Origin of the sequence: Streptomyces alanosinicus (genome assembly GCF_014650595.1) — a bacterium.
Classification (GTDB): Bacteria; Actinomycetota; Actinomycetes; order Streptomycetales; family Streptomycetaceae; genus Streptomyces; species Streptomyces alanosinicus.
This window is the reverse complement of record NZ_BMVG01000004.1, coordinates 461,081-485,971: the sequence shown is the minus strand read 5'-3', so window position 1 is coordinate 485,971 and position 24,891 is coordinate 461,081. Positions and strand designations below refer to the sequence as shown.

Here is a 24,891-nt window from a genome sequence, read left to right as displayed (position 1 = left end):
ACATAGTCCGTGTCGTGAAGATGTGGTCCCGGCACGGGTGAACGGCAATTGAACGACACGCGCGCGTGGGGCGCTCAGTGGCAGGGTGAGCAGCATGGACGGTCGTGACCTGATGCGTTCGGTGGGTGTGGTGGGTTCAGAGAGGGCGGCTCGGGGGTTGCGTACCGTCCGGGCCGCGTGGCGCAGGCGGCGGATCGACGCCGTCGGGCTGCCGCGGCGGGGTGCCGAGCGGGCGCGGGTGCCGGGTCAGGTGCGGGGCGCGGAGCCGGGGCCGGGCGGCGGGCTGCTCCGGTTCGCCCGGTCCGAGCTGCGGATCACCGTCGCGGTGAACGGAGCGGTGTTCTGGGGGTGGGACGGGGCCGGCTCTCAGCCGTCGTACGCGCTCGCGGACAACTCCCCGGAGCCGGATCCGCGGGCGGTGCTGGAGCCGGACAAGGACGGCGGCTGGCGGGTGGTCGCCGAGCGGGTCACGATCACGGTCTCGCGGCACGGCGCGGTGGAGGTGCGCACGCCCGGCGGTGTGACCCTGCGGCGGGATCTGCCGCCGCGCTGGTGGGAGCCGGTCGACGGGGGCACGGCACGGTGGATGCAGCGCTCGGAGGTGACGGCCGACGCCCGCTTCTTCGGTCTGGGCGGCCGGGCGGCCGGGCCCCGGCTGCGGGACGGCACGTACCGGCTGTGGAACACCGATCCCGGGCGGGCGTTCGGCCCCGGCGACGATCCGCTGTATCTGACGATGCCGGTGCAGCTCGTGGTGGCCGACGCCGGCACGCATCTGGTCTTCCACGACACCACGTGGGACGGCACGGTGGTGCTGCGCGAGGGCGAGGAGGGCGCCGGGTCCGGGCTCGACCGGACGGGGCGCTGCGAGGTGCGGATGGACGGCGGTCCGCTGCGCTGCTGGGTGATGGTGGGCACCCCCGCGCGTGTGCTGCACACCTGGGCCTCGCTGACCGGTGCGCCCGCGCTGCCGCCCGCATGGGCCCTCGGTCACCATCACGCGCGGTGGGGTTTCGGCAGCGCCCAGGAGGTGCGCCGGATCGTCGCGGGCTACCGGCGCCACGGGCTGCCGCTGGACGCCGTGCACCTGGACATCGACCACTACGACGACCACCAGGTGTTCACGGTCGACCAGGAGCGTTTCCCGAAGCTGCCCCAACTCGCCGAGGAACTGCGGCGGGACGGGATCCGGCTGGTGTCGATCGTCGATCCGGCCGTGAAGGCGGAGCCGGGCAACGCGGTGTACGACAGCGGTACGGCCGTGGACGCGTTCGTCCGGGACTCCTCGGGACGGACGGTGCGCGGCGTGGTCTGGGCCGGTGAGTCGGCCTTCCCGGACTTCACGCACGCGGGTGTGCGCAAGTGGTGGGGCGGGCTGTACGAGGAGCGGCTGGGCCAGGGCTTCGCGGGGTTCTGGCACGACATGAACGAGCCGACGTCGTTCAACGCCTTCGGTGAGCCGACCCTGCCGCGTTCGGCCCGGCACGCCCTGGAGGGACGTGGGGGCGACCACCGGGAAGCCCACAACGTGTACGGGCTGTGCATGGCCCGGGCGGGCTACGAAGGGCTGCGCGAGCTGGCGCCGACGCAGCGGCCCTTCCTGTTCTCCCGCTCCGGCTGGGCGGGGCTGCAGCGGTACGGGGGCAGCTGGTCCGGGGACGTGGCGACGGGCTGGCCGGGGCTGCGGGCCTCGCTGGCGCTGGTGCTGGGACTGGGGCTGTGCGGGGTGCCGTACTCGGGCCCGGACGTGGGCGGTTTCGACGGCAGTCCGTCGCCGGAGCTGTACCTGAGGTGGTTCCAGCTCGGCGCGTATCTGCCGCTGTTCCGCACCCACGCGAGTCTGCGGGCGGGGCGCCGGGAGCCCTGGGAGTTCGGTCCCGAGGTGCTGGAGCACGCGCGCGTGGCGCTGCTCGAACGGCGGCGGCTGCTGCCGTACTTCCTGACGCTGGCGCATCTGGCGCGGCGCACCGGCGCGCCCTATGTGCGGCCGGTGTGGTGGGGGGCGCCGGAGGACCGGGCGCTGCGCGCCTGCGAGGACACGTTTCTGCTCGGGGACGCTCTGCTGGTGGCTCCGGTGCTGGATCCGGGTGCGGACCGGCGTGCGGTGCAGCTGCCGCGGGGCCGCTGGTACGACACGGTGACCGAGAGGGCGTACGAGGGGCCGGGGCAGGTGCTCGTCGACGCGCCCCTGTCGCGGACGCCGGTGTTCGCGCGCGCGGGGGCGGTGATTCCGGTGCGGGGCACCGACGGCGGTCTGGAGCTGGAGGTGTGGGCGCCCGCGCGGGGCCGCACCGGGGGCGGTCTGGTCGTGCCGGACGCGGGCGACGGGTGGGACGAACCGGAGACGGAACGCTACGTCGCCCGCAGGCGGGGCCGGGAGGTGGTGGTCACCCGGGAGGGGGAGGGCGGTTCGGCCGAACCGCCCTACCGGGTGCGGGTGCGGGGGCTGGACTGAGCCGTCCACCCGGTGCGGGGGCCGGACCGGGCCGCGCGGCTCAGACGTACCGGCCCTCGAACCAGGCCCGCACGGCCACGGTGTGCAGGGGGAAGGCGAGTTCCTCGGGCCTGCGCAGCAGCCGCCAGCCCTCGGTCTCGTCCGTGGGACCGGAGGAGGGGAGCCCGTCCGCGGGACGCTCCGGGAGGAGTCCGAACAGCAGCAGATGACCGTCGGGCGAGCTCATGGCGTCGACGAGGCGCACATCGCGCGCGGCCGCGTCGATGCCGGTCTCCTCCTTGAGCTCGCGTACGACGGCCTGCTTCCAGTCCTCCCGGTCGTCGACGTAGCCGCCGGGCAGTGCCGTGCCTCCGCGCGCGGGGGCGATCGTGCGGGTGATGACGACCAGGGCGGTGCCCTTGGTGTCATACACGGGCTGGAGCGCGATCGCGACCGGCAGCGGATTGCGGTAGGCGACGGACCCGCAGGACGGGCAGGTGCGCGGCCAGCCGGAAACGCGCTCTCCATAGGGCGCTCCGCAACTCGAACAGTGCGAGTCCGGTACGGAGTTGGCAATTGAGTGCTGAGTTTCGGACACGCGCGGACTGTATCCGATCGAAAGAGGGCCCTCCGCCGCACTCTGCTCAGTCGCCGTTGCCCAGCGACCTGCAGGACACGGGGAAGTCGAAATAGGTGTCCGGATACGGCTCCGGCTTGTAGGTGTAGTGCCACCACTCCTCGGCGAGGTTCACGAATCCGGCGCCCTCCATGGTGGTCTTGAGCAGCAGTCGGTTGGCGCGCTGCTCGCCCTGGACGCGCGGGTCGAGGGTGTGCGCGAGGGTGTCGAAGCAGTCGAATCCGGTGCCCATGTCGACGGAATTGTCGGGGAAGCGTTCACTCTTGGGCGCGAAACAGGGGACGAGCGGCTCTCCCGGGTGATACGGCCGGGTCGGTCGCGCGGGAAGCCTCACGATCGTGAGGTCCATGGTCGAGCCACGGCTGTGGCCGGACTTCTTGGCGATGTAGCCGTCCTCGAACAGCCGGGTCTTGTCGACGTTCGGGTAGAACTCGCCCTTCATCGCCTGGTCGTCGAGGTCCTCGGCCCAGCGGACGAAGTGGTTCACGGCGCGCTGGGGCCGGTAGCAGTCGTACACCTTGAGGGTGTAGCCCTTGCGCAGCAGTGCGCGTTGGGCCTTGTGGAGTGCTTCGGCGGCGGGGCGGGTGAGGATGCAGATCGGCTGCTCGTAGCCGTCGATGCGCCGGCCGACGAAGTCGTGCGGGGTGAAGTAGCGCATCTCCTGGACGATCGTCGGGTCCACGGTTCTCAGGGCTACGAAGTCCTTCGGCGCCCTGGGTTCCGGCTCCGCCCGAGCCGTGGCGGAGGCGGCGGTCACGGCCAGCACGGCGGCGAGTGCGGTGACGAGACCGCGGACTGCACGGGTGAGTCGTGTCATGTCTCCGCCCTGCCCATTTCGGGATACCCGTGACACACTTCTGACGATCCGTCAGATGTTATGACAGGGAGGGGCTTTGTCCCGGACACGCACACCCGCGGTCGCCGGCTGGTTCATCGGCGACGGGGACGACTTCCGACTCCTGGGCACCCGCTGCTCGTCCTGCGCCTCGGTCTTCTTCCCGCGCGAGGACGTCCACTGTCGCAATCCGTACTGCATCGGCGGCCTCCTGGAGGAGGTTCCGCTGTCACGAAAGGGGCACATCTGGTCATACACGGACGGACGCTACCGCCCACCGTCACCCTATGTGAGCAATCCGGAACTTCCTTGGGAGCCGTACGCGTTGATCGCAGTGGAGCTGGCGGCCGAGCGGATCGTGGTGCTGGGACAGGCGGCTCCCGGGATCACCGTCGCCGACCTGACGGTGGGCATGGAGGTGGAGGTCGTCCCCGGAGTGCTCCACGAGGACACGGAGACGACCTGGACGACCTGGTACTGGCGGCCGACAGGGGTGAGGGCATGACGAAAGACGTGGCGGTGCTCGGCGCGGGCATGCACCCCTGGGGCAAGTGGGGGCGGTCCTTCGTGGAGTACGGGACGGCGGCGGCCCGCGCGGCACTCGCGGACGCCGGGCTCGACTGGCGGGACATCGGCTCGATCGTGGGCGCGGACACGGTGCGGTGCGGGTATCCGGGACATGTCGCGGGCGCGACGTTCGCCAAGGCCCTGGGCTGGCAAGGGGCCAGGGTCAGCAGTGTGTACGCGGCGTGCGCCTCCGGGGCGCAGGCCATCGCCGCGGCGCGTGCCCAGATCCTCGCCGGGCTCGTGGACGTCGCCCTCGTGGTCGGGGCGGACGCGGCACCCAAGGGCTTCTTCCGGCCGGCGGGCGGGGAGCGCCCCGACGATCCGGACTGGCTGCGCTTCCGCCTGCTGGGCGCGACGAATCCGACGTACTTCGGGCTGTACGCACGGCGGCGGATGGCCGAGCACGGGGACACACCGGAGGACTTCGCGCTGGTCAAGGTGAAGAACGCCGCGATGGGCGCGCTGAATCCGTACGCCCGCTACCGCAAGCGGGTCACCGCCGAGGAGGTCGCCGCTTCCGCGGTGGTCGCCGATCCCCTGCGGCTGCTCGACATCTGCGCCACCTCCGACGGCGGCGCGGCCCTGGTGCTCGCCGGCTTGGACTTCGCGCACCGGCACGGAGTGTCCCGCCCGGTGCGGATCCGGGCGGTCTCGACGGTGACCCCGCGCTTCCCGAACACGGTGCTGGACCTGCCGGACATCGCCACGGACTCCGCCGTCGCCGTGGCGGCCCCGGGCGAGCCCTTCCGCTCGTCCATCGCCCGCGCGGCCTACGAGGAGGCGGGCATCGGCCCCGAGGACCTCTCCCTGGCCGAGGTGTACGACCTGTCCACCGCGCTGGAGTTGCAGTGGTACGAGGATCTGGGGCTGTGCGGCGCGGGCGAGGGGGCGAAGCTCCTGCGGGAGGGGGCGACGGCTCCGGGCGGGCGCATACCCGTCAACGCCAGTGGCGGTCTCGCCTCCTTCGGGGAGGCGGTGCCGGCCCAGGCCATCGCCCAGGTGTGCGAGCTGACCTGGCAGCTGAGAGGCACGGCGGGCGAGCGTCAGATCACCGGGGCACATGTGGGGATCTCCGCCAACCAGGGGCTGTTCGGGCACGGGTCGTCGGTGGTCGCGGTGCGGTGAGGGCGGCGGCGGGGAGAGCATCGCGTGAGCGGCAGGGAGAGCATGGTGTGACAGGAGTGACCGCAGAGCTTGTCCACGCTGTGTGACCACCCCGGAATGCTGCGTGAACGTCTCATGAATTGCCCCAGGGCGCCCGCGGGCAGCGCCATCATGCTCCCGTGCACTCCTGGACGGACACTCTCCGCTTCGCCTTCCAGCCGGTGGTCAACCTGAGGACGGGCGCGGTCACCGCACTGGAGACACTCGCCCGCCCGGAGACCGGTGACATCCTGGCCGAGGCCCGCCGGGACCCCGAACTCGACGGGATGCTCACGGTGCTGGCGCTCCGCGCCGCGACGCGCAAGGAGACCATGCTGCCGCTGCATCTCAACGTGTTCGCGGCCACCCTCGCCGACCTCGGCGGCCTCACCCCGCTGCACGACGCCGTGCGGTCGGCCGGCCGTATGCCCTGGGAAGTGACCCTGGACGTCGTCCCGCCCTACACGCATGTGCCGCAGCGAGCCCTGCTGGAGGCCGTGGCCGGCCTGCGCGAGCAGGGCTTCCGGATCAGCGCGGACGGCATCGGGGACGGTGACGTACCCCTGCGGCTGCTCACCGACCTCTCCCCCGACCTGGTCAAGCTCGACGCCTCGCTGCTGGCCCGGCCGGCTGCGGTGCGGGCGATGCGGACGCTGTGCGGGGAGCTGGGGGCCCTGGTCGCGGTGGAGGGGGTCGAGACCGAACTGCAGTGCGCGGCGGCGCTGTCCGCCGGGGCACAGCTGGCCCAGGGCGAGCTGTTCGCGCCGCCGGCCCGGATCCCGGCCACGGACGTATACGTTCCGCCCCGCTCCCCCGGCGCCGTCGGCGTGCCCCGGTCCGGGCCGTCGGTGCGGGAGTTCGTGCGGCCGGCCGCCCTGCTGCCGCTGACCGCCTCCGCCGGTCAGGTGCGGGCACTGCTGACCGGATCGCCGGACGTCTCCGGTGTGCTGTTGGTGGACCAGGCCGGCCGGCCCGTGCGCTCGGTGCACCGCTCACGCTTCCTGCTGTCGATGTCCGGCCGGTACGGGCACGCCCTGTACGCCGACCGACCGGCGGTCAAGCTGGGCGACGCGCCCCGCACGGTCGGCGCCGACGCCACCGCCTGGGAGGTGCTGGACGTCGTCGCGATCGGCGGCCGGGACCGGACCTCCGACGATGTCGCGGTGGTCGACCGGCACGGGCGGTGCGTGGGCGTCGTACGGCTCGCGGATCTGGTGCGGGCGCTGGCCGAGAGCCGGGTCGAGGAGGCGGCCGGGCTCAATCCGCTGACGCGGCTGCCCGGTTCGGAGGCGATCACGACCGAGGTGGACCGGTGGATCGAGGACGGCCGGACCTTCGCACTCAGCTGGCTGGACATCGATCACTTCAAACAGGTCAACGACGGGGCCGGGTTCGCCGCCGGGGACGAGCTGATCCGCTCCGTGGGACAAGCGCTGCGGCAGGCGGTCTCGGGGCACGCACGCGTGGGGCACATCGGCGGGGACGACTTCCTGGTGCTGGCCGAGGAGGCGGCGCTCGATCCGCTGGTCGGCGCCGTCCTCGACGTGCCCTGGGCGGCGGCGGACCGTGCGGTCACACTCTCCCTCGCGACCGTCGTGTGCGCACCGGGAAGCGTGGGCGACCACCGCCAGGCCGCCGCCCAGCTCGCGCCGCTGAAGCAGGCGGCCAAGGCGCTGCGCGGGGCGAGCTGGGTGCTCGGTCGGGCCGGGCTGCCCGGTCACGAGGTCCGGCGCGGCCCGGGGACGACGCCGGCCCAGGCCGGATACGCGACGGCGGAGCCAGGATGGTGAACATCCTTCCCGTACATGCCCGTTGAGGACGGGTCGGATGTCCGCCGAAGCCCGGCTGTGCGCACAGGGCCACCGGGTGAGTCACTGTCACCGTCGCCGTCGGCAACCTTGACGCCCCCGTGACACCGGTGAACACTTCCGGTGTCAGCCGACATCGCCGTACATTCTCGGCGTTATCAGGCACTGTGCCACGGGTCTGTCCTGCTCCACGGCCCGTCCCGGCCCGGCGATACGGCTGCCACGGCTCGCTCGTCACGGACGCCGGGCGGGGCGCGGGGCGCCTGGCTTCGGCTGACGTCGCCAAGGAACCTTCCTGCACGGAGAGCCGGGGCCGAGCGCCCCCGACCGGCGTCAAGGGAGCCGTCATGAGCAACGGAGACATCTTCGTCGGCGAGGTCATCGGCACCGCGATCCTGATCCTGTTCGGTGCGGGTGTGTGCGCCGCCGTCACCCTCAGACACTCCAAGGCGCGGGCCTCGGGCTGGATCGTCATCGCGTTCGGCTGGGGCTTCGGCGTCCTCGCGGGTGCGTACACCGCGGCTCCGCTCTCCGGCGGACAGCTCAATCCCGCGGTCACCATCGGCATCGCGGTGGACACCGGCACATGGGGCAAGGTCTGGGTCTATCTGCTGGGCGAGATCGTCGGCGCGATGCTGGGCGCCGTTCTCGCCTATCTCGTGTACCTCGCGCAGTTCCAGGCCAACGTCCGCGAGGAGGGCACGGGCGAGGACGCCGGCGAGGAGCCGCTGCCGACCCTCGGCGTCTTCTCGACCATCCCGGAGATCCGGAACCCGGTCGCCAACCTCGTCACCGAGATCATCGCGACCATGGCCCTGGTGCTGCCCATCCTCGCCTTCGGGCAGACGAAGGGGCTCGGCGAGTCCGGCACCACGGTGCTGGTCGTCTCGCTGCTCGTCGTCGGTATCGGCCTCTCCCTCGGCGGCCCCACCGGTTACGCCATCAACCCGGCCCGTGACCTCGGACCGCGCATCGTGCACTCCTTCCTGCCGATCCCGAACAAGGGCACCTCCGACTGGGGTTACGCCTGGATCCCGGTGGTCGGCCCGCTGATCGGCGGGGTACTCGCGGGCCTCGTCCACCACGCGGCCTTCTGACCCGGCGACCCGCCCCAGCACCCGACCCAGCGATCCGACCAGCGACCCGACCCAGCGATCCGACCCAGCGATCCGACCCAGCGACCCAGGGACAGCCATGACGGACACCGCCGACACCTATGTCGCCGCCATCGACCAGGGCACCACGTCCAGCCGCTGCATCGTCTTCGACCACAGCGGCGCGATCGTCGCCATCGACCAGCGCGAGCACCGCCAGATCTTCCCCAAACCGGGCTGGGTGGAGCACGACGCGACCGAGATCTGGTCCAAGGTGCAGGCCGTGGTGGCCGGAGCGCTCGCCAAGGCCGGACTGCGCGCCGACCAGCTCAGTGCGCTCGGCATCACCAACCAGCGGGAGACGACGGTCCTGTGGGACCGCGCCACCGGCAAGCCCGTGCACAACGCGATCGTCTGGCAGGACACCCGTACCGCCGCGCTCTGCACCGAACTGGGCGGCGCGGACGGCCAGGACCGGTTCCGCGAGCAGACGGGGCTGCCGCTCGCCAGCTACTTCTCCGGACCCAAGGCGGCCTGGCTGCTCGACCATGTGCCCGGCCTGCGGGAGCGGGCCGAACGCGGCGAGATCGCCTTCGGCACCATCGACTCCTGGCTGATCTGGAACCTCACCGGCGGCCCCGACGGCGGCCGGCATGTCACCGACGTCACGAACGCCGGCCGCACGATGCTCATGGACCTGGAGACCCTCCAGTGGGATCCCGCCATCCTCTCCGCCATGAACGTGCCCCAGGCGGTCCTGCCGGAGATCAGGTCCTCCGCCGAGGTGTACGGCACGGCGGTCGGGCAGCTCGCCGGGGTGCCCGTGGCCTCCGCGCTGGGGGACCAGCAGGCCGCCGTCTTCGGGCAGGCCTGCTACGACGTCGGCACCGCGAAGAACACCTACGGCACCGGCAGTTTCCTGCTGCTGAACACCGGAAACCGGCCGGTGCCGTCCAAGAGCGGGCTGCTGACGACGATGGGCTACAAGATCGGCGCTGAGGCGCCGGTGTACTGCCTGGAGGGGTCCATAGCGATAACGGGCGCGCTGGTCCAGTGGTTCCGCGACCAGCTCGGCATCATCCGCAGCGCCGACGAGATCGAGACGCTGGCGGCGAGCGTCGAGGACAACGGCGGCGCCTACATCGTGCCCGCGTTCTCCGGGCTGTTCGCGCCCTACTGGCGGGCCGACGCGCGCGGTGTCGTCACCGGCCTCACCCGGTACGTCACGAAGGCCCATCTCGCGCGCGCGGTCCTGGAGGCGACGAGCTGGCAGACCCGGGAAGTCGTGGACGCCATGTATCAGGACTCCGGGGTCCGTATCTCCACCTTGAAGGTCGACGGCGGAATGACGAAGAACAACCTGCTCATGCAGCACCAGGCGGACGTCCTCGGCGTGCCGGTGATCCGGCCGCGGGTGTCGGAGACGACCTGTCTGGGCGCGGCCTACGCGGCGGGTCTGGCGACGGGGGTGTGGAACGACCTGGACGAGCTGAAGTCGCACTGGCAGCGGGACGCGGAGTGGGCTCCGGCGATGGAGGCGTCGGTACGCGACCGCGAGTACCGCAACTGGCGCAAGGCCGTCGAGAAGAGCTTCGGCTGGCAGGAGGAAGACGGCGCGTAGCGGAGGCGGGCGGAAAAGTCGCCGCACGCGCGCGTGAACGCTCCTCACCGGACCACGGCCCGTACCCCGGTCGGCGGGGGTACGGGCCGTGCCCCGTGGGTCGGTCGAGGCCCGTAGGTCAGTTGAGGGCGGCCTCGCGGCGGTCCGCCGCGTGGTCCATCGCGTGCCGCACCAGCCCGATGAGCACCTCCTTGACCGAGCCCCGCTCGCGGGCGTCGCACAGCACGACGGGTACGCCGTCGTCCAGGTCGAGGGCCTGGCGGACGGCCTCGGCCGGGTAACGGTCCGCACCCTCGAAGCAGTTGACACTGACCAGGAAGGGGATGGAACGCCGCTCGAAGTAGTCGACGGCGGCGAAGCAGTCCTCCAGCCGGCGTGTGTCCGCGAGGACGACGGCGCCGAGCGCGCCCTCGGACAGCTCGTCCCACATGAACCAGAACCGCTCCTGCCCCGGCGTGCCGAAGAGGTAGAGCACCAGGTCCTCGCGCAGGGTGATACGGCCGAAGTCCATGGCCACGGTGGTGGTGCTCTTGCTCTCCACACCGCTAGTGTCGTCGACCGGGCGCCCGGTCTCGGAGAGCTGTTCCTCGGTGCGCAGCGGCCTGATCTCGCTGACCGCGCCGACGAGGGTCGTCTTGCCCACGCCGAAGCCGCCGGCCACGAGGATCTTGAGCGTGACGGGCTCGACCGGGGGCTTGCCGCGCTCAGAACGCCCGAAGATCATCGGTCTCTTCTCCTGCTTGATGGGGTCGGGCGACGGCCGGCCATGGCCGCCGCCGGGTTTTTCGCTGCCGGCCTGTCACATCAGTGCCGCCGTCCGGCGGCGCTGTCCTCCCGCAGCGCGGCCCTCGCGCGTCCGTGACAGCGCCTCGCGCGTCCGTCACAGCGCCCGGAGGCCGTTGATCACGTCACGCAGAATGCTCTCGTCCGGCAGTTCGGCCGGCGGCACCGGACGCGTGACGTGGACGAGTTTCGCGTGCACGAGGTCACCGATGAGGACGCGCACCACACCGATCGGCAGGGTGAGCTCGGCGGCGAGTTCGGCGACCGACTGCGGTGCGCCGCGACAGAGCCCGACGATCTCCACATGCTCCGGCGACAGGCCCGGATCCGACTCCGGGTCGCCCGCGTCCGGTTCCGTGACGACCACCGCGATCAGGTCGAGCCGGTGCTGGGCCGGGCTCGTGGTGCGGCCACGCGTCATGGCGTACGGACGGACGACCGGTCCGGCCTCGTCGTCGAACCAGTGGTTTCTTGCCTGGCCGTCTTCGCTCATGTCATCCCACTACCCGCCTGCGGGCAGATCGGTGCGCGGGGCGCTGCCCAGATGCACGCCGACCCGCTTGACGAGGAGCGTCATCTCGTAGGCGACCTGTCCGACGTCGGAGTCGGCGTCGGACAGGACGGCGAGACAGCTGCCGTCCCCCGCGGCGGTGACGAACAGGAAGGCGTCGTCCAGCTCCACCACCGTCTGCCGGACACCGCCCGCGTCGAAGTGGCGGCCCACTCCCTTGGCGAGGCTGTGGAAGCCCGACGCGACGGCGGCCAGATGCTCGCTGTCCTCCCTGGACAGGTCCTTGGACACACCCGTCGGCAGGCCGTCGCCGGACAGGACGACGGCCTTGCGGATGCTGGCGACCCGGTCGACCAGATCGTCCAGGAGCCAGTTCAGCTCCCCCTTGTTCACTTCCGTGTGGCCGGTCGCCTTCGGTGCGGTCATCGACCGTCCCCCTTAGTCGTTCCTTGTGCTGAGCCGTTCTGCACGCCCTCGCCCGCGGCGTTCTCCCGGCGGCCGCGCTGCCAGCCGCGCTGGAGTGAGGCCATCCTGCTACGGACCTCGTCGGCGTCGCGGTCCGGGGGCCCCGCCACGGGTTCCGCGGCTCGCGCGGGGCCCTGCTTGAGCTGCGGGGCCAGGCTGGCCTGCCGTACCCGCCGGGGCAGGCCGGACCGGGCGGACTCGCCGGCGATCCGAGCCGCTTCCCCGCGCGGACGGGACTCGCCGCCGGTGGGCTCCGCCGTGCCGCCGTCGCCCTGCGCCGGGATGCCCGGCCGATTCCCGGCGGGTGTCCCGGGGCGGGCGCGGCGGGGCAACGCGGGAGCGCCGGACGGGGCGTCGGCGCCGTCGGCGGGAGCCGCCGTGCCGCCCGTCTCGACCCGGTCGGTGGGATCGGCGGGGCGGCGGGAGCCCGTGGTGCGCCGGCGGGAGGGCAGCGGGGCCAGTGACCCGGTGTCGGGGCGGTGGTCGGCGGCGGAGGGCTGCTGGTCGTCCTCGTCGCGGCCGGAGCGCTGGTCGGTGACGGGCTTGCCGTGCGAGCTGACCAGTTTGGGGGGCTGGCGGCGCGGCAGGGGTATGGGCCCCCGGGCACCCGTCTCGGCGCGGGAGACGCCCTCGTCGGACGCGGAGGACGCCGGGTCGTCGGCGCGGGAGAGGGAGCGGCGGTGCCGGAACAGTCCGCCGCGTTCGCTGTCGTCCTCGCCCAGGACGCCGGGGAAGTCGTCGATGGCGTCCAGGTCGACGGGCGCCTCCAGTTCGACCGGGCCGTCCAGCAGCGAGGTCGGCAGGCCGGGCAGCTGCACCGGCCCCGCGGGCCGTCCGAGGCCGCGGCCCGCCGCCTGCCCGGCGCCCTTCCCGCCGCGGTCCCGGTCGAGCCGGAAGCCGAGGCCGTTGGTGTCCGGTATGTCGTCGCTCAGCAGCGCGTCGGGGATGAAGACGACGGCGGTGGTGCCGCCGTACGGCGACGGCTGGAGGGAGACCCGGACGTTCTGGCGCTGGGCGAGCCGGCTGACCACGAACAGGCCGAGCCGGTCGGTGTCGGACAGTTCGAACTCGGGGGTCTCGGCGAGGCGCAGGTTGGCGTCCAGGAGTGCCTCGGCCGTCATGCCGAGACCGCGGTCGTGGATCTCCAGTGTGAAGCCGTTGGCGACCCGCTCGCCGAGCACCTGGACGGCGGTGTGCGGGGGCGAGAAGACCGTGGCGTTCTCCAGGAGTTCGGCCACGAGATGGGTGACGTCGGCGACGGCCGGTCCGGTGACGGCGACCCGGGGCAGGCGCCGGACCTCGATGCGTTCGTAGTCCTCGACCTCGGCGACGGCGGCGCGGACGATGTCCATCAGCTGCACCGGGCGGCGCCACTGCCGGGAGGGGGCGGCGCCGGAGAGGATCACCAGGCCCTCGGCGTGCCGGCGCATACGAGTGGTGAGGTGGTCCAGGCGGAAAAGGTCGGCGAGTTCGTCGGTGTCCTCGGTGCGGCGTTCCATGGTGTCGAGCAGGGTGAGCTGTTTGTGCAGCAGCACCTGGCTTCGACGGGCGAGGTTGACGAAGACCTCGGAGACTCCGGAGCGCAGTTCGGCCTGCTTGACGGCTGCTTCGACGGCGGCGCGCTGGAGGGTGTTGAGGGCCTGGCCGACCTCGCCTATCTCGTTCTTGTCGTACTCCAGGCGTGGCACCTCGGTCTCGACGTCGACCTCTTCGCCTGCGGAGAGCCGGCGCATCACGCTGGGCAGCCGGACACCGGAGGCCTCGTGGGCGTCCAGGCGCAGCTGGCGCAGGTCGCGGACGAGGGTGCGGCCGATCCGGACCGACAGGAAGAGGGAGAACACGAGCGCGAGCAGACCGAGCAGGCCCGCGACGGCCGCCTGCAGGATGACGCCGAGGGCCACGGGGCGGGTGCGGTCCTGGTAGCGGTCGCCCGCGTGGTCGTCGAGGGTGCCGAGTTCGTCCAGGACGCCCGCGGCCTCGGTGTCCCAGCTCTTCGCGGTGACACCGGGCGGGGTCCCGGAGCCGGTGCCGATGACGGTGTTCTCGGCGGTGCGCAGCGGAGCGGTGCCGGCGTTCTTCCAGAAGCGTTGGTAGCGATCGCGCTCGGCGGAGGGCAGCAGCGGCAGGCTGACGTCGTACAGGACGGTGCGCTGGGCGACGAGGTCGGAGATGTCGCGGGTCTCGGCCCGGGTGAGGGTGCCGACGACGAGGGAGGAGCCGAGCAGGGCGTCCTCGCGGGAGAGCAGTTCGCGGGCGCGGCTGATGTTGACCATCGCGCGGGCCTGGGCGTCCAGCTGGACGTCGTCGATGCCTTCGAGGGCGGTGAGCAGCGTGAAGCAGGGGTCGACCAGGCGGTTGTAGAGGTCGAAGGCCTGGGCGCGGGTGACCGTGCCCTGCTCGACACTGCGACGCAGGGCGTCGAGCCCGTCGAAGGCGTCCAGGACGGCGGCGAGGCGCTCGCCGCCGCTCGTACCCATGCCGTCGAGGAGGTCGTGGTCCCCGGCGTTCTTCCGGATCTTGGCGATCGCCTCGTCGGTGGCGGTGCGGGTGCGCTGCAGCGCGGAGAGGGCGTCGGCGGCGCGCGGGTCGGCGAGGTAGACGAGGGTCTGGCGGCGCTCCTGCTGCAGCACCCGGACGGTGTCCTCGGCGGGGTAGCCGATGTCCTTCTTGACGTCCGTCACATGGAACAGCCGGGCGACCTCGCGCCCTGTGAGTACCGTTGCGAAGCCCCAGATGGCGGTCAGGGACACCAGCGGCACGAGAAGCAGCGCCACGATCTTCCGGCGGATCGACTTCCCGCGAAAGCGCATGGCCTCCCCCAGCTCGACCCCCGCCGGCCGGGGGTGTACATGTGCGTCAACAAACGGCGCGAGCCTACTACCGCCTCACAGATAACTCGAAGACTTGTCCGGAGGGTGAACTTCCGCTCCGGCGGCAAGACGTGACGAGTTGTCCGGGCATTGCGGGAGATTGCCACCGCGATCCGGTGGGCGCGCCCGGCCTGGACCGCGATGTCGTGGCCGGGCGGTTGGCTGGATTTTTTCGTAAGTGGGGAATCTTCAGCCGATCCCGTTCGTCCTTCTCTACGGGAAATGGGGGCGGAATGGGCCACAGGTGCCGCATCCCGCACCCTGGCGGCGTAAACCGGCGCAAGCCGGGCAGCCACTGGGGAGTCGGAGTCTTGGGACGCCGGGGGCGAGCGGTCCGCCGGTGGTGGGGAGGACATGGTGATGGGGACGGCGGAGCGGCGCGAAGCGCCCGAGGAGAGCGGGGCGGGACGCCCGGCGGCGCGACGGGGCCCGGAGCAGAGCTACCGGCCGTTGTGGGTGGAGGAGCCTGCCAAACGGCACCCGATGCCGGATCCGGTGCGTACGGCGGCGGTGCGGGCGGTCCTGATCATCTCGGTGACGCTGATCCAGGCGATGGTGGCGTTCCTGTGCACGATGGCGGAGTCCTGGGCGGCGTTCCCCATGGTGATCAGCAGTGTGGCCAGCACCGTGGTGGCCACCTGGGCCGTGGTCGACGTCTGGGTGACCCGCCAGGTGTGGAACCAGCGGTACGGCGTGGTCTCCGAACCGAGCAGCACGGCCCGCGCGCTGCGCCGCGAACGGCGGGCCCGTCGGCGCGAACAGCGGGCAGGCCTGCGCGAGCAGGAGCGGATACCCCGGCAGAGCGGCACCGGGCAGCTGTCCCACCTCTGAGCCGGGGCGGGCGGGTCCGCCACCGCCTCACACCGTGCCGCCGTCACAGCGCGGCGGGTACGGCGCGTTCCCCTTCCTCTCGCTGGAGTGCGCGCCTGGCCCGCATGAAGGCGCGGGGCCGGTCGACTCCGAGTACGGCGACGGTACGGCCCTCCCGTTCGTAGCGGGCGAGGAAACCGGCCTCGTCGGGGCCGTCGGCGCCGCACTCGCCCTCGGTGAGTTGGACGGCGTCGCCCTCGCGGTGCCGGCCCGCGAACTGGATGCGGGAGCCGTACTGGTCGGACCAGAAGTACGGCATGCTGCGGACCGTTGCGAGGGTGCGGCCGGCGAGCAGATTGGTGACGGCGACACGGGGTTGTTCGGTGGCGGAGGTCCAGTGCTCGGCCCGGCTGCCGCCGACGCGGGCGACGTCGCCGACCGCGACCACCTGCGGCAGGGCCGTCACACAGCCGTCGTCGCACAGCACGCCGTCCTGCAGGGCGAGCGTCGAACCCGCCAGCCAGGAGGTGGCAGGAGAGGCACCGATACCGACGATCACGGTGTCGGCGGGGAGCGTACGGCCGTCAGTGAGAGAGACACGGGTCACGGTGGCGGTGCCGTGCAGCCCGGTCACCCCGGTTCCGGTGATCAGCTCCACCCCGCGGCGCCGGTGCAGGGCGGCGCAGACGGCGGCCATCTCCGGGCCGAGTTGGGGCAGCAGCGGCAGCGGTGCGGCCTCGACGACGGTGACCGCGTGGCCGAGCCCGGCGCACGAGGACGCGGTCTCGGCGCCGATGAAGCCGCCGCCGATGACGACGACACGGCGGGCGCCCCGGACGAGGTCGGCGCGCAGGGCACGGGCGTCGTCCAGGGTGCGCAGGGTGTGGACGCCGGCGAGACTCTCGCCGGGGAGTCTGCGGGCGGTGGCGCCGGTGGCGATGACGACGCCGTCGGTCACGACCGTACGGCCGTTGTCGAGCAGGACCGCGCGGCCGCGGGTGTCGAGCCCGCGGGCGCGGACGCCGAGCAGCCACTCGGCGTCGAGCCCGGCGACGTCCTCGGCGTCGGTGAGGGCGAGTTGCTCCTCGCCGGCGCGGCCGGTGAGGAAGTCCTTGGAGAGGGGAGGCCGGTCGTAGGGGCGGTGAGGTTCCTCGCCGACGATCACGAGGCGGCCGTCGAAGCCCTGGGCGCGCAGTTCCCGGGCGGCGTAGAGCCCGGAGAGGGAGGCGCCGACGATGGTCACGGAGCTCATACGACACGGCTCCTGGCGTGGGCGGCGTGGCGGCAGCGGGTGCCGGGGGCGGTGTTCATGCTGCCGTGCCCTCCTCCGCGTCGACGTGGACATGGACGACGCCGTCCTCGACGGTGACGCGATGGGTGCGCACGGGGCGGCGGGCCGGCAGGCAGGTCGGCTCACCGGTGCGCAGGTCGAAGGACGCGGCGTGCAGCGGGCATTCGACCAGGCAGCCTTCCAGCCAGCCCTCGGAGAGGGACGCGTCCTGATGGGTACAGGTGTCGTCGATGGCGTACAGAGCGCCGTCCTCGGTGCGGAACACGGCGATCGGCGGTGTGGCCTCGACGCGGACGGACTCACCCTCGGGGAGGTCTTCGAGGCGGCAGACGGGAATCACGGGCCCCCCTCTCGGTCCGGGACACTCGGTCCGGGACCTGCTCGATGCAGGCGTCAGGGATATATGCAGACGTCAGTGATGACGGACGGGAGTCCGGACCTGCGGCGGTCCGGGTCCGGCCCGGTACAGCGGTGGGGGAATCGCGGACCGAGATCGGTCCGGGTCGTCCGGCACCCTTCCGGGATCCGGACGCTTCGGTAACATGAAGTTTCGTATAGCGCACGAGCAAGCGCTATGCGCAACAGAATCCGGGCGGGACGGCCGTCGCGTCAAGGGCTTCCCGCAGATGCGGCCCGAACCGGGCCCACAGGTGGTGAGAGTTGAGCCATGACCCGCACGCAGAAGCAGTCTGACCGCAACGAGGAGACCACGGCGACCCCAAGGACCCCGGAGAGGCAGAACGGCCGCGGCGCGGCCAGCGCGGTGCAGTCGGTGGACCGCGCCGTGAGCGTGCTGGAGATCCTCGCCCGTCACGGCGAGGCGGGCGTCACCGAGCTCGCCGAGGAGCTGGACGTGCACAAGTCCACGGCGTTCCGGCTGCTCGGCGTCCTGGAGAACCGCGGCCTGGTGGCCCAGGCGAAGGACCGCGGCAAGTACTACCTGGGGGCCGGCGTGCTCCGCCTCGCGGGGGCGGCGGCAGTGCGGCTGGACATCTCCCAGGAGGGCGTCCCGGTCTGCCGGGAGGTCGCCGACGAGCTGGGCGAGACGGTGAACATCGCCGTGCTCGACGACGACGCGGCGGTCAACATCATGCAGGCCCGCGGCACGGCCTCGGTCACCGCGCAGAACTGGCTGGGCAGGCGCACCCCGCTGCACGCCACCTCCAGCGGCAAGGTACTCCTCGCGCACATGCCGCCCACCCTGCGCGAGGGCCTGCTGGCGCGCACGCTGCCGCGGTTCACGGACCGTACGATCACCGGTGCGGGAATGCTGCGCGCGGAGCTGGAGGCCGTGGTCGAGCAGGGCTACGGCGTCACGGCCGAGGAGCTGGAGCTGGGGCTCGCCGCCGTCGCGGCACCGGTGCGCTCGCACGACGGCAAGGTGATCGCCGCGATCAGTGTCTCGGGGCCGGTGTACCGGCTGAATTCCGACCGGCTGCCGGAGGTGGCGAAGCGGACGGTGGCGGCCGGCGCCGAGCTGTCGCGCCGGATGGGCTACGGCTTCTGACGCAACGGCCGTACGACGCGCGCACCGCGTTCGCGCCGCACGGACCACCGCGCGGGACCGGGACGTTCCTGGTCCCGCGCGGTCGTGCGGCACCTCGTGTGTCCGAGAGATTTCGTCCCACAGGTTCCTTTTGCCAAGGGTTAACGCGCACCTCTTGACGGCTCCGTGGCGCCGTTCTCAAGATGTTCCTCATCGCGCAACCCATCGTGCAATGCGCAACAGCAGAGGAGCTTGTCGTGCCACACGAGGTCCGTGCCGTAGTCGCTGTGAAGAAGGGCGCACCCGTGGAGGTGCGGACGGTCGTCGTCCCCGATCCGGGCCTCGGTGAGGTGCTGGTCGATGTGCAGGCCTGCGGGGTGTGCCACACGGATCTCCACTACCGGGAGGGCGCGATCAACGACGACTTCCCGTTTCTGCTGGGCCATGAGGCGGCCGGCACGATCGCGGCGGTCGGACCGGGTGTCACCGGCCTCAAGCCCGGTGACTATGTGGTGCTGGCCTGGCGGGCACCCTGCGGCGGCTGCCGTTCCTGTCGCCGTGGCCGGCCCTGGTACTGCTTCGACTCCCGCAATGCCGCGCAGCCGATGACCCTGGCGGACGGCACTCCGCTCAGCAATGCTCTCGGCATCGGTGCCTTCGCCGAGAAGACGCTGGTAGCGGCCGGCCAGGCGGTGAAGATCGACCCGGCCGCGCGGCCCGAGGCGGCCGGACTCATCGGCTGCGGGGTGATGGCCGGTTACGGCGCCGCCGTCAACACCGGTCAGGTCGGCCGCGGCGACTCGGTCGCCGTCATCGGCTGCGGCGGCGTCGGCAACGCGGCCATCGCGGGTGCCTGTCTGAACGGCGCCATGAAGGTCATCGCCGTCGACATCGACGACAAGAAGCTCGACCAGGCGGAGAAGTTCGGCGCCACCCACACCGTCAACTCCCGTGGCACCGACCCGGTCGAGGCGGTCCGGGCACTCACCGACGGCCATGGCGTGGACATCGCCATCGACGCGGTCGGCCGGCCCGAGACCTTCACACAGGCCTTCTACATGCGCGATCACGCCGGTCTGCTGGTCCAGGTCGGTGTGCCCGCCCCCGAGATGAAGGTCGAACTGCCGCTGATCGACGTCTTCTCGCGCGGCGGCGCGATCAAGTCCTCCTGGTACGGCGACTGTCTGCCGAGCCGGGACTTCCCGTTCCTGATCGACCAGTACCTGTACGGCCTGCTCGACCTCAACGCGTTCGTGTCCGAGACGATCGCCCTGGACCAGGTGGAGGAGGCGTTCGGCAAGATGCACCGGGGCGAGGTGCTGCGTTCGGTGGTCGTGCTGTGAACCGCGCCGTACGCATCGAACGTGTCGTCACGACGATCGCCGCCGAGCGGCCGGACGTCCCCACCGCCTGAGCGGCTCTCCCCCTCACCTGCCATCCCCGCCACCACAAGGAGGGGCATGACCAGCACACCCGCATCCCCGGCCCGGGGCCCGCGCGTCGTCGTCATCGGCGCCGGTATCGTCGGCTGCTCGCTCGCCGACGAGCTGACCGCCCGCGGCTGGACCGATGTCACCGTCCTCGAACAGGGCCCCCTGCCCGCCCCCGGCGGCTCCACCTCGCACGCCCCTGGGCTCGTCTTCCGGACCAGTCCGTCCAAGACCCTCGCCGAGTTCGCCATGTACACGGTCGAGAAGTTCCGTTCCCTCGAAGCCGACGGCGTCTCCTGCTTCGACCAGGTCGGTGGCCTGGAGGTGGCGACCACCCCCGAACGCCTGGCCGATCTGCACCGCCGGGCCGGGTACGCCGCCTCCTGGGGCATCCGCGGCGAGGTCGTGAGCACGGCCCGCTGCAAGGAACTCTGGCCCCTGCTGGACGAGTCGATCGTCCTCGGTGGCCTCCACACCCCCGACGACGGCCTGGCCCGTGCCCTGCTCGCGGCCCGCGCCCAGATGGAGCGGGCCACCGCGCGCGGCGCCCGCTTCCTGGACCGCCACACGGTCACCGGCATCGAGCAGGAGGACGGCCGTGTCACAGCAGTGGTCACCGACCGGGGCGGCTTCCCCGCCGACCGGGTGGTCTCCGCGGCCGGATTCTGGGGGCCGGTCATCGGCCGCATGGCGGGGATCGACGTACCGCTGCAGCCCCTTGCGCACCAGTACGCGAAGACCCGGCCACTGCCCGAGCTGAGCGGGGCGACGGCCGAGGCCTCGCGGCCCATCCTCCGCTTCCAGGACCGGGACCTGTACTTCCGTGAACACACCGACCGCATCGGCATCGGCTCGTACGCGCACCGGCCGCTGCCGGTGGACCCGTTCGCGGTGCCCGCCTACGACGAGGCGCGCGCTCAGGAACGGGAGATGCCGTCGTCGTACCCCTTCACCGTGGAGGACTGGGAGCCGAGCTGGGAGGACTGCCGGCGGCTGCTGCCCGCCCTGCGCGAAACGGAGATCGAGACCGGGTTCAACGGCGTGTTCTCCTTCACCCCGGACGGTATGCCGGTCCTCGGCGAGGCCCGGCGGCTGCGGGGCTTCTGGCTCGCCGAGGCGGTCTGGGTGACGCACTCCGCCGGGGTGGCGAAGGCGGTGGCCGAGTGGATGGTCGACGGGCGGCCCTCCAACGACGTGCACGAGTGCGACCTCACCCGGTTCGAGGAAGCGCAGCGTTCACCGGCGTACGTCCGTGAGCGCGGTTCCCAGCAGTTCGCCGAGGTGTATGACGTCCTGCACCCGCTGCAGCCGATGCAGCAGCCACGCCCCCTGCGGGTCAGCCCCTTCCACGCCCGCCAGCAGCAGCTCGGCGCCTTCTTCCTGGAGGGCACCGGCTGGGAGCGTCCGCACTGGTACGAGGCGAACGCGCCGCTCGTCGACGCCCTCGGCGACCTCCCCGAACGCGACGCCTGGTCGGCCCGCTACTGGTCCCCGATCGCCGCCGCCGAGGCGAGAGCGACCCGCGAGAAGGCCGCCCTGTACGACATGACCCCGCTGCGCCGTCTGGAGGTGACCGGCCCCGGCGCACTCGCCTTCCTCGACCGTATGACCAGCAACCATCTCCGTAAGAAGCCCGGCGCGGTCACCTACACCCTCCTCCTCGACGAGAGCGGGGGCATCCGCTCCGATCTCACCGTCGCCCGGCTCGCCCCCGACCGCTTCCAGGTCGGCGCCAACTCCCCCGCCGACCTGGACTGGTTGCTGCGGCACGCGCCCGCCGACGTGCAGATCCGGGACATCACCTCCGGGACCTGCTGCATCGGTGTCTGGGGCCCCCTCGCCCGGGATCTCGTCCAGCCGCTGACCCACGACGACTTCTCCCACGAGGGCTTCGGCTACTTCCGGGCGAAGGAGACGTACCTCGGGCACGTGCCCGTCACGGCCATGCGTCTGTCGTACGTCGGCGAGCTGGGCTGGGAGCTGTACACCACGGCCGACCTGGGCCTGCGGCTCTGGGACACGCTGTGGGAGGCGGGCCAGCACCTCGGTGTGATCGCCGCCGGGCGCTCCGCCTTCAACTCCCTGCGCCTGGAGAAGGGATATCGCGCCTGGGGCACCGACATGACCGACGAACACGATCCGTTCGAGGCGGGCCTCGGCTTCGCCGTCCGCATGGACAAGGCGGACTTCGTCGGCAGGGCGGCACTGGAGCGGGCCCCGGAACCCGCCCGCCGGCTCACTCCGCTCCTCCTCGACGACCCGGCCGCCGTCGTCCTCGGCAAGGAACCGGTTCATGTCGACAGCGCCCCGGCCGGCTATGTGACCAGCGCGTCGTACGGCTACACGCTCGGCCGGTGCATCGCCTACGCCTGGCTGCCGGCGGGCCTCGCATCCGGCACCCGCGTCCAGATCGAGTACTTCGGCGAGAAGGTGCCGGCCACCGTCGCCGAGGAGCCGCTGTTCGACCCGAAGATGTCCCGGATCCGCCGTTAGTCTGAGGAGCACCCGTGACGACGACACCGATCTCCCCGAGCCTCATCGCCACGCTTCCGGGCCGTTACTACACCGACCCGGACATCTTCCGGCAGGAGCAGGAGAAGCTCTTCGAGTCCCTGTGGTTCTGCGCGGTGCGCAGCGCCGACCTGGACGGACCGGGCGCCTTCCGTACGGTCCAGGTGGGTCGCGAGAACGTGATCATCACGCGCACGCGTGCGGGTGAGCTGCGTGCCTTCCTGAATGTGTGCCGGCACCGGGGCGCACGACTGTGCACCGAGGATTCCGGCGAGGTGCGCCGTAATCTGCAGTGCCCGTACCACGCATGGACGTACGACCTCGACGGCAAGTTGATCGCCGCGCCCAACTTGATCAAGATGCCGGACATTGATCGAGTCGCGTACGGGTTGATCAAGGTGGCCCTGCGCGAATGGCTCGGCTACGCCTGGGTGTGTCTCGCCGACGAACCGCCCTCCTTCGAGGACACCGTGATGGACGCCGCCGTCGAACGGCTCGGCGACGCGGCCGCCATCGAGCGCTACGGCACCGAGCGGCTGGCCCTCGGCAGGCGCATCACCTACGACGTGCAGGCCAACTGGAAGCTGATCGTCGAGAACTTCATGGAGTGCTATCACTGCGCGACGATCCACCCCGAACTCGTGGAGGTGCTCCCGGAGTTCGCCGACGGATACGCCGCCCAGTACTACGTCGGGCACGGCGCCGAGTTCGGCGCGCAGGTCAAGGGGTTCACGGTCGACGGCAGCGAAGGCTTCGCCACGCTTCCCGAGGTCGCCGCCGACCAGGACCGCCGCTACTACGCCATCACGGTCAAGCCGACCGTGTTCGTCAACCTCGTACCCGACCATGTCATCCTGCACCGGATGTTCCCGCTGGCCGAGGACCGCACGGTCGTGGAGTGCGACTGGCTGTACGCGCCGGAGGTGGTGGCGTCCGGGGCGGACGTGGCGAAGTCCGTGGAGCTGTTCCACCGGGTCAACGCGCAGGACTTCGAGGCGTGCGAGCGCACCCAGCCGGGGATGTCCTCGCGCGCGTACCGCGGCGGCGGGGTCCTGGTCCCGAACGAACACCACATCGGGATCTTCCACGAGTGGCTGCTGAGCCGGCTGGGAGACGTCGATGCCTGACCTCTTCATCGACGGCACATGGCGTGCCGCGCTGGACGGGCGCACCCGGGAGATCCGCTGTCCGGCCGACGGCTCCCTGGTCGGGGTCGTCGACGAGGCCTGTGGCAAGGACACCGCGGAGGCGATCGCGGCGACCCGCCGCGCCTTCGACACCGGCCCCTGGCCACGGACACCGGCGGCGGGGCGCGGTGATCTGCTGCTCCGGGTCGCGGACCTCCTGGTCCGTGACCGGGACGCCCTGGCCCGCGCCGAATCTCTTGACACCGGCAAGAGATGGGTGGAGAGCCTGTACGACATTGACGATGTCGTCAACTGTTTCCGCTACTTCGGGCGGCTGGTGGCCGGCGAGACCGGGCGGGTGGTCGACACCGGCCGGGAAGGCGTCGACAGCCGGGTGGTGTACGAACCGGTCGGCGTCTGCGCGCTGATCACGCCGTGGAACTATCCGCTGCTGCAGACCGCGTGGAAGGTCGCTCCCGCCCTGGCGGCGGGCAACACCTTCGTGCTGAAGCCGAGCGAGCTGACCCCGCACACCGCGATCCACCTGGTGCGGCTGCTGGCGGAGGCGGGGCTTCCGCCGGGCGTGGCGAACCTGGTGCTGGGCGCCGGTCCGGAGGCGGGCGCGCCGCTCGGCGACCATCCGGACGTCGACCTGGTCTCCTTCACCGGCGGTCTGCGGACCGGCCGTGGGCTGATGGCCGCGGCGGCCGGCACCGTGAAGCGGGTCGCGCTCGAACTCGGCGGCAAGAATCCCAACATCGTCTTCGCGGACGCCGGCTTCGAGACGGCCGTCGACATGGCGCTCACCGCGGTGTTCCTGCACTCCGGGCAGGTCTGCTCGGCCGGGGCCCGGCTGCTGGTCGAGGACGCGCTGCACGACCGGTTCGTGGACGAGGTGGTCCGCCGGGCCCGGCTGATCCGGCTGGGCGGCCCGTTCGACGAACGCGCGCGGACCGGGCCGCTGATCTCGGCGGCCCACCGGGCGAAGGTCGAGGCCTATGTGGCGGGCGGTATCGAGGAGGGCGCGGTGCTGCGCTGCGGCGGCGCCCGGCCCAGCGGCCCCGGCTACGACGAGGGTTTCTACTACCTCCCGACCGTCCTGGACGGCTGCACGAGCGGTATGTCGGTGGTCCGGGAGGAGTCTTTCGGGCCGGTGCTGACCGTCGAACGGTTCACCAGCGAGGAAGAGGCCGTGCGGTTGGCCAATGACACGATCTACGGCCTCGCGGGGGCCGTGTGGACCGGCGACGAGGCCAGGGCCGCCCGGGTCGCGGCGGGCCTGCGCCTCGGTACGGTCTGGATCAACGACTACCACCCGTATGTGCCGCAGGCCGAATGGGGTGGTTACAAGCAGTCCGGGTTCGGGCGTGAACTCGGACCGGCGGGGCTCGCCGAGTACCGCGAGACGAAGCACATCTGGCGCACCACCGCGCCGACACCGCAGGGCTGGTTCGACTGACAGCCGGAG

The 24,891-nt window shown here is 71.8% G+C and carries 20 protein-coding genes; 12 read left to right on the top strand and 8 right to left on the bottom strand.

Translation table 11 applies throughout. From position 1 onward, the window contains the following. Positions 1-94: 94 nt before the first annotated feature. Positions 95-2,455: a glycoside hydrolase family 31 protein gene (locus tag IE277_RS13000; RefSeq protein ID WP_189951755.1), complete on the top strand. Its 2,361-nt coding sequence runs from the start codon at positions 95-97 to the stop codon at positions 2,453-2,455. A gap of 40 nt (positions 2,456-2,495) precedes the next feature. Here IE277_RS13000 and IE277_RS12995 read toward each other — a convergent pair whose 3' ends face one another. Continuing rightward, a complete protein-coding gene (locus IE277_RS12995; protein WP_189951753.1) occupies positions 2,496-3,032 on the bottom strand; it encodes an NUDIX domain-containing protein in 537 nt (178 codons plus the stop codon). A gap of 46 nt (positions 3,033-3,078) precedes the next feature. After that, on the bottom strand, positions 3,079-3,888 hold the full coding sequence (locus IE277_RS12990) for a M15 family metallopeptidase (RefSeq protein ID WP_189951751.1): 810 nt from the start codon (positions 3,886-3,888) through the stop codon (positions 3,079-3,081). 76 nt (positions 3,889-3,964) lie between these two features. Here IE277_RS12990 and IE277_RS12985 point away from each other — a divergent pair, with 76 nt between their 5' ends. The 5 genes from IE277_RS12985 (at position 3,965) to glpK (ending at position 10,139) form a co-directional block, all read left to right on the top strand. Continuing rightward, positions 3,965-4,411 carry a Zn-ribbon domain-containing OB-fold protein gene (locus IE277_RS12985; protein WP_189951749.1) on the top strand — a complete coding sequence of 149 codons (447 nt, stop codon included), beginning with the start codon at positions 3,965-3,967 and terminating at the stop codon, positions 4,409-4,411. Beyond that, positions 4,408-5,598 carry a lipid-transfer protein gene (locus IE277_RS12980; protein ID WP_189951747.1) on the top strand — a complete coding sequence of 397 codons (1,191 nt, stop codon included), beginning with the start codon at positions 4,408-4,410 and terminating at the stop codon, positions 5,596-5,598. The genes IE277_RS12985 and IE277_RS12980 overlap by 4 nt, the downstream gene beginning before the upstream one ends. Positions 5,599-5,756: 158 nt before the next feature. Next, on the top strand, positions 5,757-7,406 hold the full coding sequence (locus tag IE277_RS12975) for a GGDEF domain-containing protein (protein WP_189951745.1): 1,650 nt from the start codon (positions 5,757-5,759) through the stop codon (positions 7,404-7,406). Between the two features lie 365 nt (positions 7,407-7,771). Continuing rightward, positions 7,772-8,521, top strand: coding sequence for an MIP/aquaporin family protein (locus tag IE277_RS12970; RefSeq protein WP_189951743.1), 750 nt, complete (start codon positions 7,772-7,774; stop codon positions 8,519-8,521). Between the two features lie 97 nt (positions 8,522-8,618). After that, complete coding sequence (gene glpK / locus IE277_RS12965) at positions 8,619-10,139, top strand: glycerol kinase GlpK (RefSeq protein ID WP_189951741.1); 1,521 nt, start codon at positions 8,619-8,621, stop codon at positions 10,137-10,139. 118 nt (positions 10,140-10,257) lie between these two features. Here the strand turns inward: glpK and IE277_RS12960 are convergent, their stop codons facing one another. From IE277_RS12960 to IE277_RS12945, 4 genes are all read right to left on the bottom strand, one after another. Further along, entirely contained in the window at positions 10,258-10,863 is a 606-nt protein-coding gene (locus tag IE277_RS12960; protein ID WP_189951739.1) for a GTP-binding protein, read from the bottom strand. A gap of 156 nt (positions 10,864-11,019) precedes the next feature. Beyond that, positions 11,020-11,415, bottom strand: a complete 396-nt coding sequence (locus tag IE277_RS12955) for a DUF742 domain-containing protein (protein WP_189951737.1) — start codon at positions 11,413-11,415, stop codon at positions 11,020-11,022. 9 nt (positions 11,416-11,424) lie between these two features. Beyond that, on the bottom strand, positions 11,425-11,859 hold the full coding sequence (locus IE277_RS12950; RefSeq protein ID WP_189951735.1) for a roadblock/LC7 domain-containing protein: 435 nt from the start codon (positions 11,857-11,859) through the stop codon (positions 11,425-11,427). Further along, positions 11,856-14,708 carry a nitrate- and nitrite sensing domain-containing protein gene (locus tag IE277_RS12945; RefSeq protein WP_189951733.1) on the bottom strand — a complete coding sequence of 951 codons (2,853 nt, stop codon included), beginning with the start codon at positions 14,706-14,708 and terminating at the stop codon, positions 11,856-11,858. Before IE277_RS12945 ends, IE277_RS12950 begins: the two co-directional genes overlap by 4 nt. A gap of 420 nt (positions 14,709-15,128) precedes the next feature. On the opposite strand from IE277_RS12945, the gene IE277_RS12940 reads away from it, so the two are divergent. Beyond that, positions 15,129-15,599, top strand: a complete 471-nt coding sequence (locus tag IE277_RS12940; protein WP_189951816.1) for a hypothetical protein — start codon at positions 15,129-15,131, stop codon at positions 15,597-15,599. Between the two features lie 43 nt (positions 15,600-15,642). Here IE277_RS12940 and IE277_RS12935 read toward each other — a convergent pair whose 3' ends face one another. Together IE277_RS12935 and IE277_RS12930 are read right to left on the bottom strand one after the other, a co-directional pair. Further along, positions 15,643-16,830 carry an NAD(P)/FAD-dependent oxidoreductase gene (locus IE277_RS12935; RefSeq protein ID WP_189951731.1) on the bottom strand — a complete coding sequence of 396 codons (1,188 nt, stop codon included), beginning with the start codon at positions 16,828-16,830 and terminating at the stop codon, positions 15,643-15,645. Between the two features lie 55 nt (positions 16,831-16,885). Then, positions 16,886-17,209: a bifunctional 3-phenylpropionate/cinnamic acid dioxygenase ferredoxin subunit gene (locus tag IE277_RS12930; RefSeq protein WP_189951729.1), complete on the bottom strand. Its 324-nt coding sequence runs from the start codon at positions 17,207-17,209 to the stop codon at positions 16,886-16,888. A 327-nt stretch (positions 17,210-17,536) separates the two neighbouring features. Here IE277_RS12930 and IE277_RS12925 point away from each other — a divergent pair, with 327 nt between their 5' ends. From IE277_RS12925 to IE277_RS12905, 5 genes are all read left to right on the top strand, one after another. Further along, the gene (locus IE277_RS12925) at positions 17,537-18,376 is read left to right on the top strand and encodes an IclR family transcriptional regulator (protein WP_189951727.1); all 840 of its coding nucleotides are present in this window, start codon (positions 17,537-17,539) and stop codon (positions 18,374-18,376) included. A gap of 236 nt (positions 18,377-18,612) precedes the next feature. Next, positions 18,613-19,698, top strand: a complete 1,086-nt coding sequence (locus IE277_RS12920; protein WP_189951725.1) for an S-(hydroxymethyl)mycothiol dehydrogenase — start codon at positions 18,613-18,615, stop codon at positions 19,696-19,698. A gap of 117 nt (positions 19,699-19,815) precedes the next feature. Continuing rightward, positions 19,816-22,278, top strand: a complete 2,463-nt coding sequence (locus IE277_RS12915) for a GcvT family protein (RefSeq protein WP_189951722.1) — start codon at positions 19,816-19,818, stop codon at positions 22,276-22,278. 14 nt (positions 22,279-22,292) lie between these two features. Further along, positions 22,293-23,423: an aromatic ring-hydroxylating oxygenase subunit alpha gene (locus IE277_RS12910; RefSeq protein ID WP_189951721.1), complete on the top strand. Its 1,131-nt coding sequence runs from the start codon at positions 22,293-22,295 to the stop codon at positions 23,421-23,423. Beyond that, a complete protein-coding gene (locus IE277_RS12905; RefSeq protein ID WP_189951719.1) occupies positions 23,416-24,882 on the top strand; it encodes an aldehyde dehydrogenase family protein in 1,467 nt (488 codons plus the stop codon). The genes IE277_RS12910 and IE277_RS12905 overlap by 8 nt, the downstream gene beginning before the upstream one ends. The last annotated feature ends 9 nt before the right edge of the window (positions 24,883-24,891 follow it).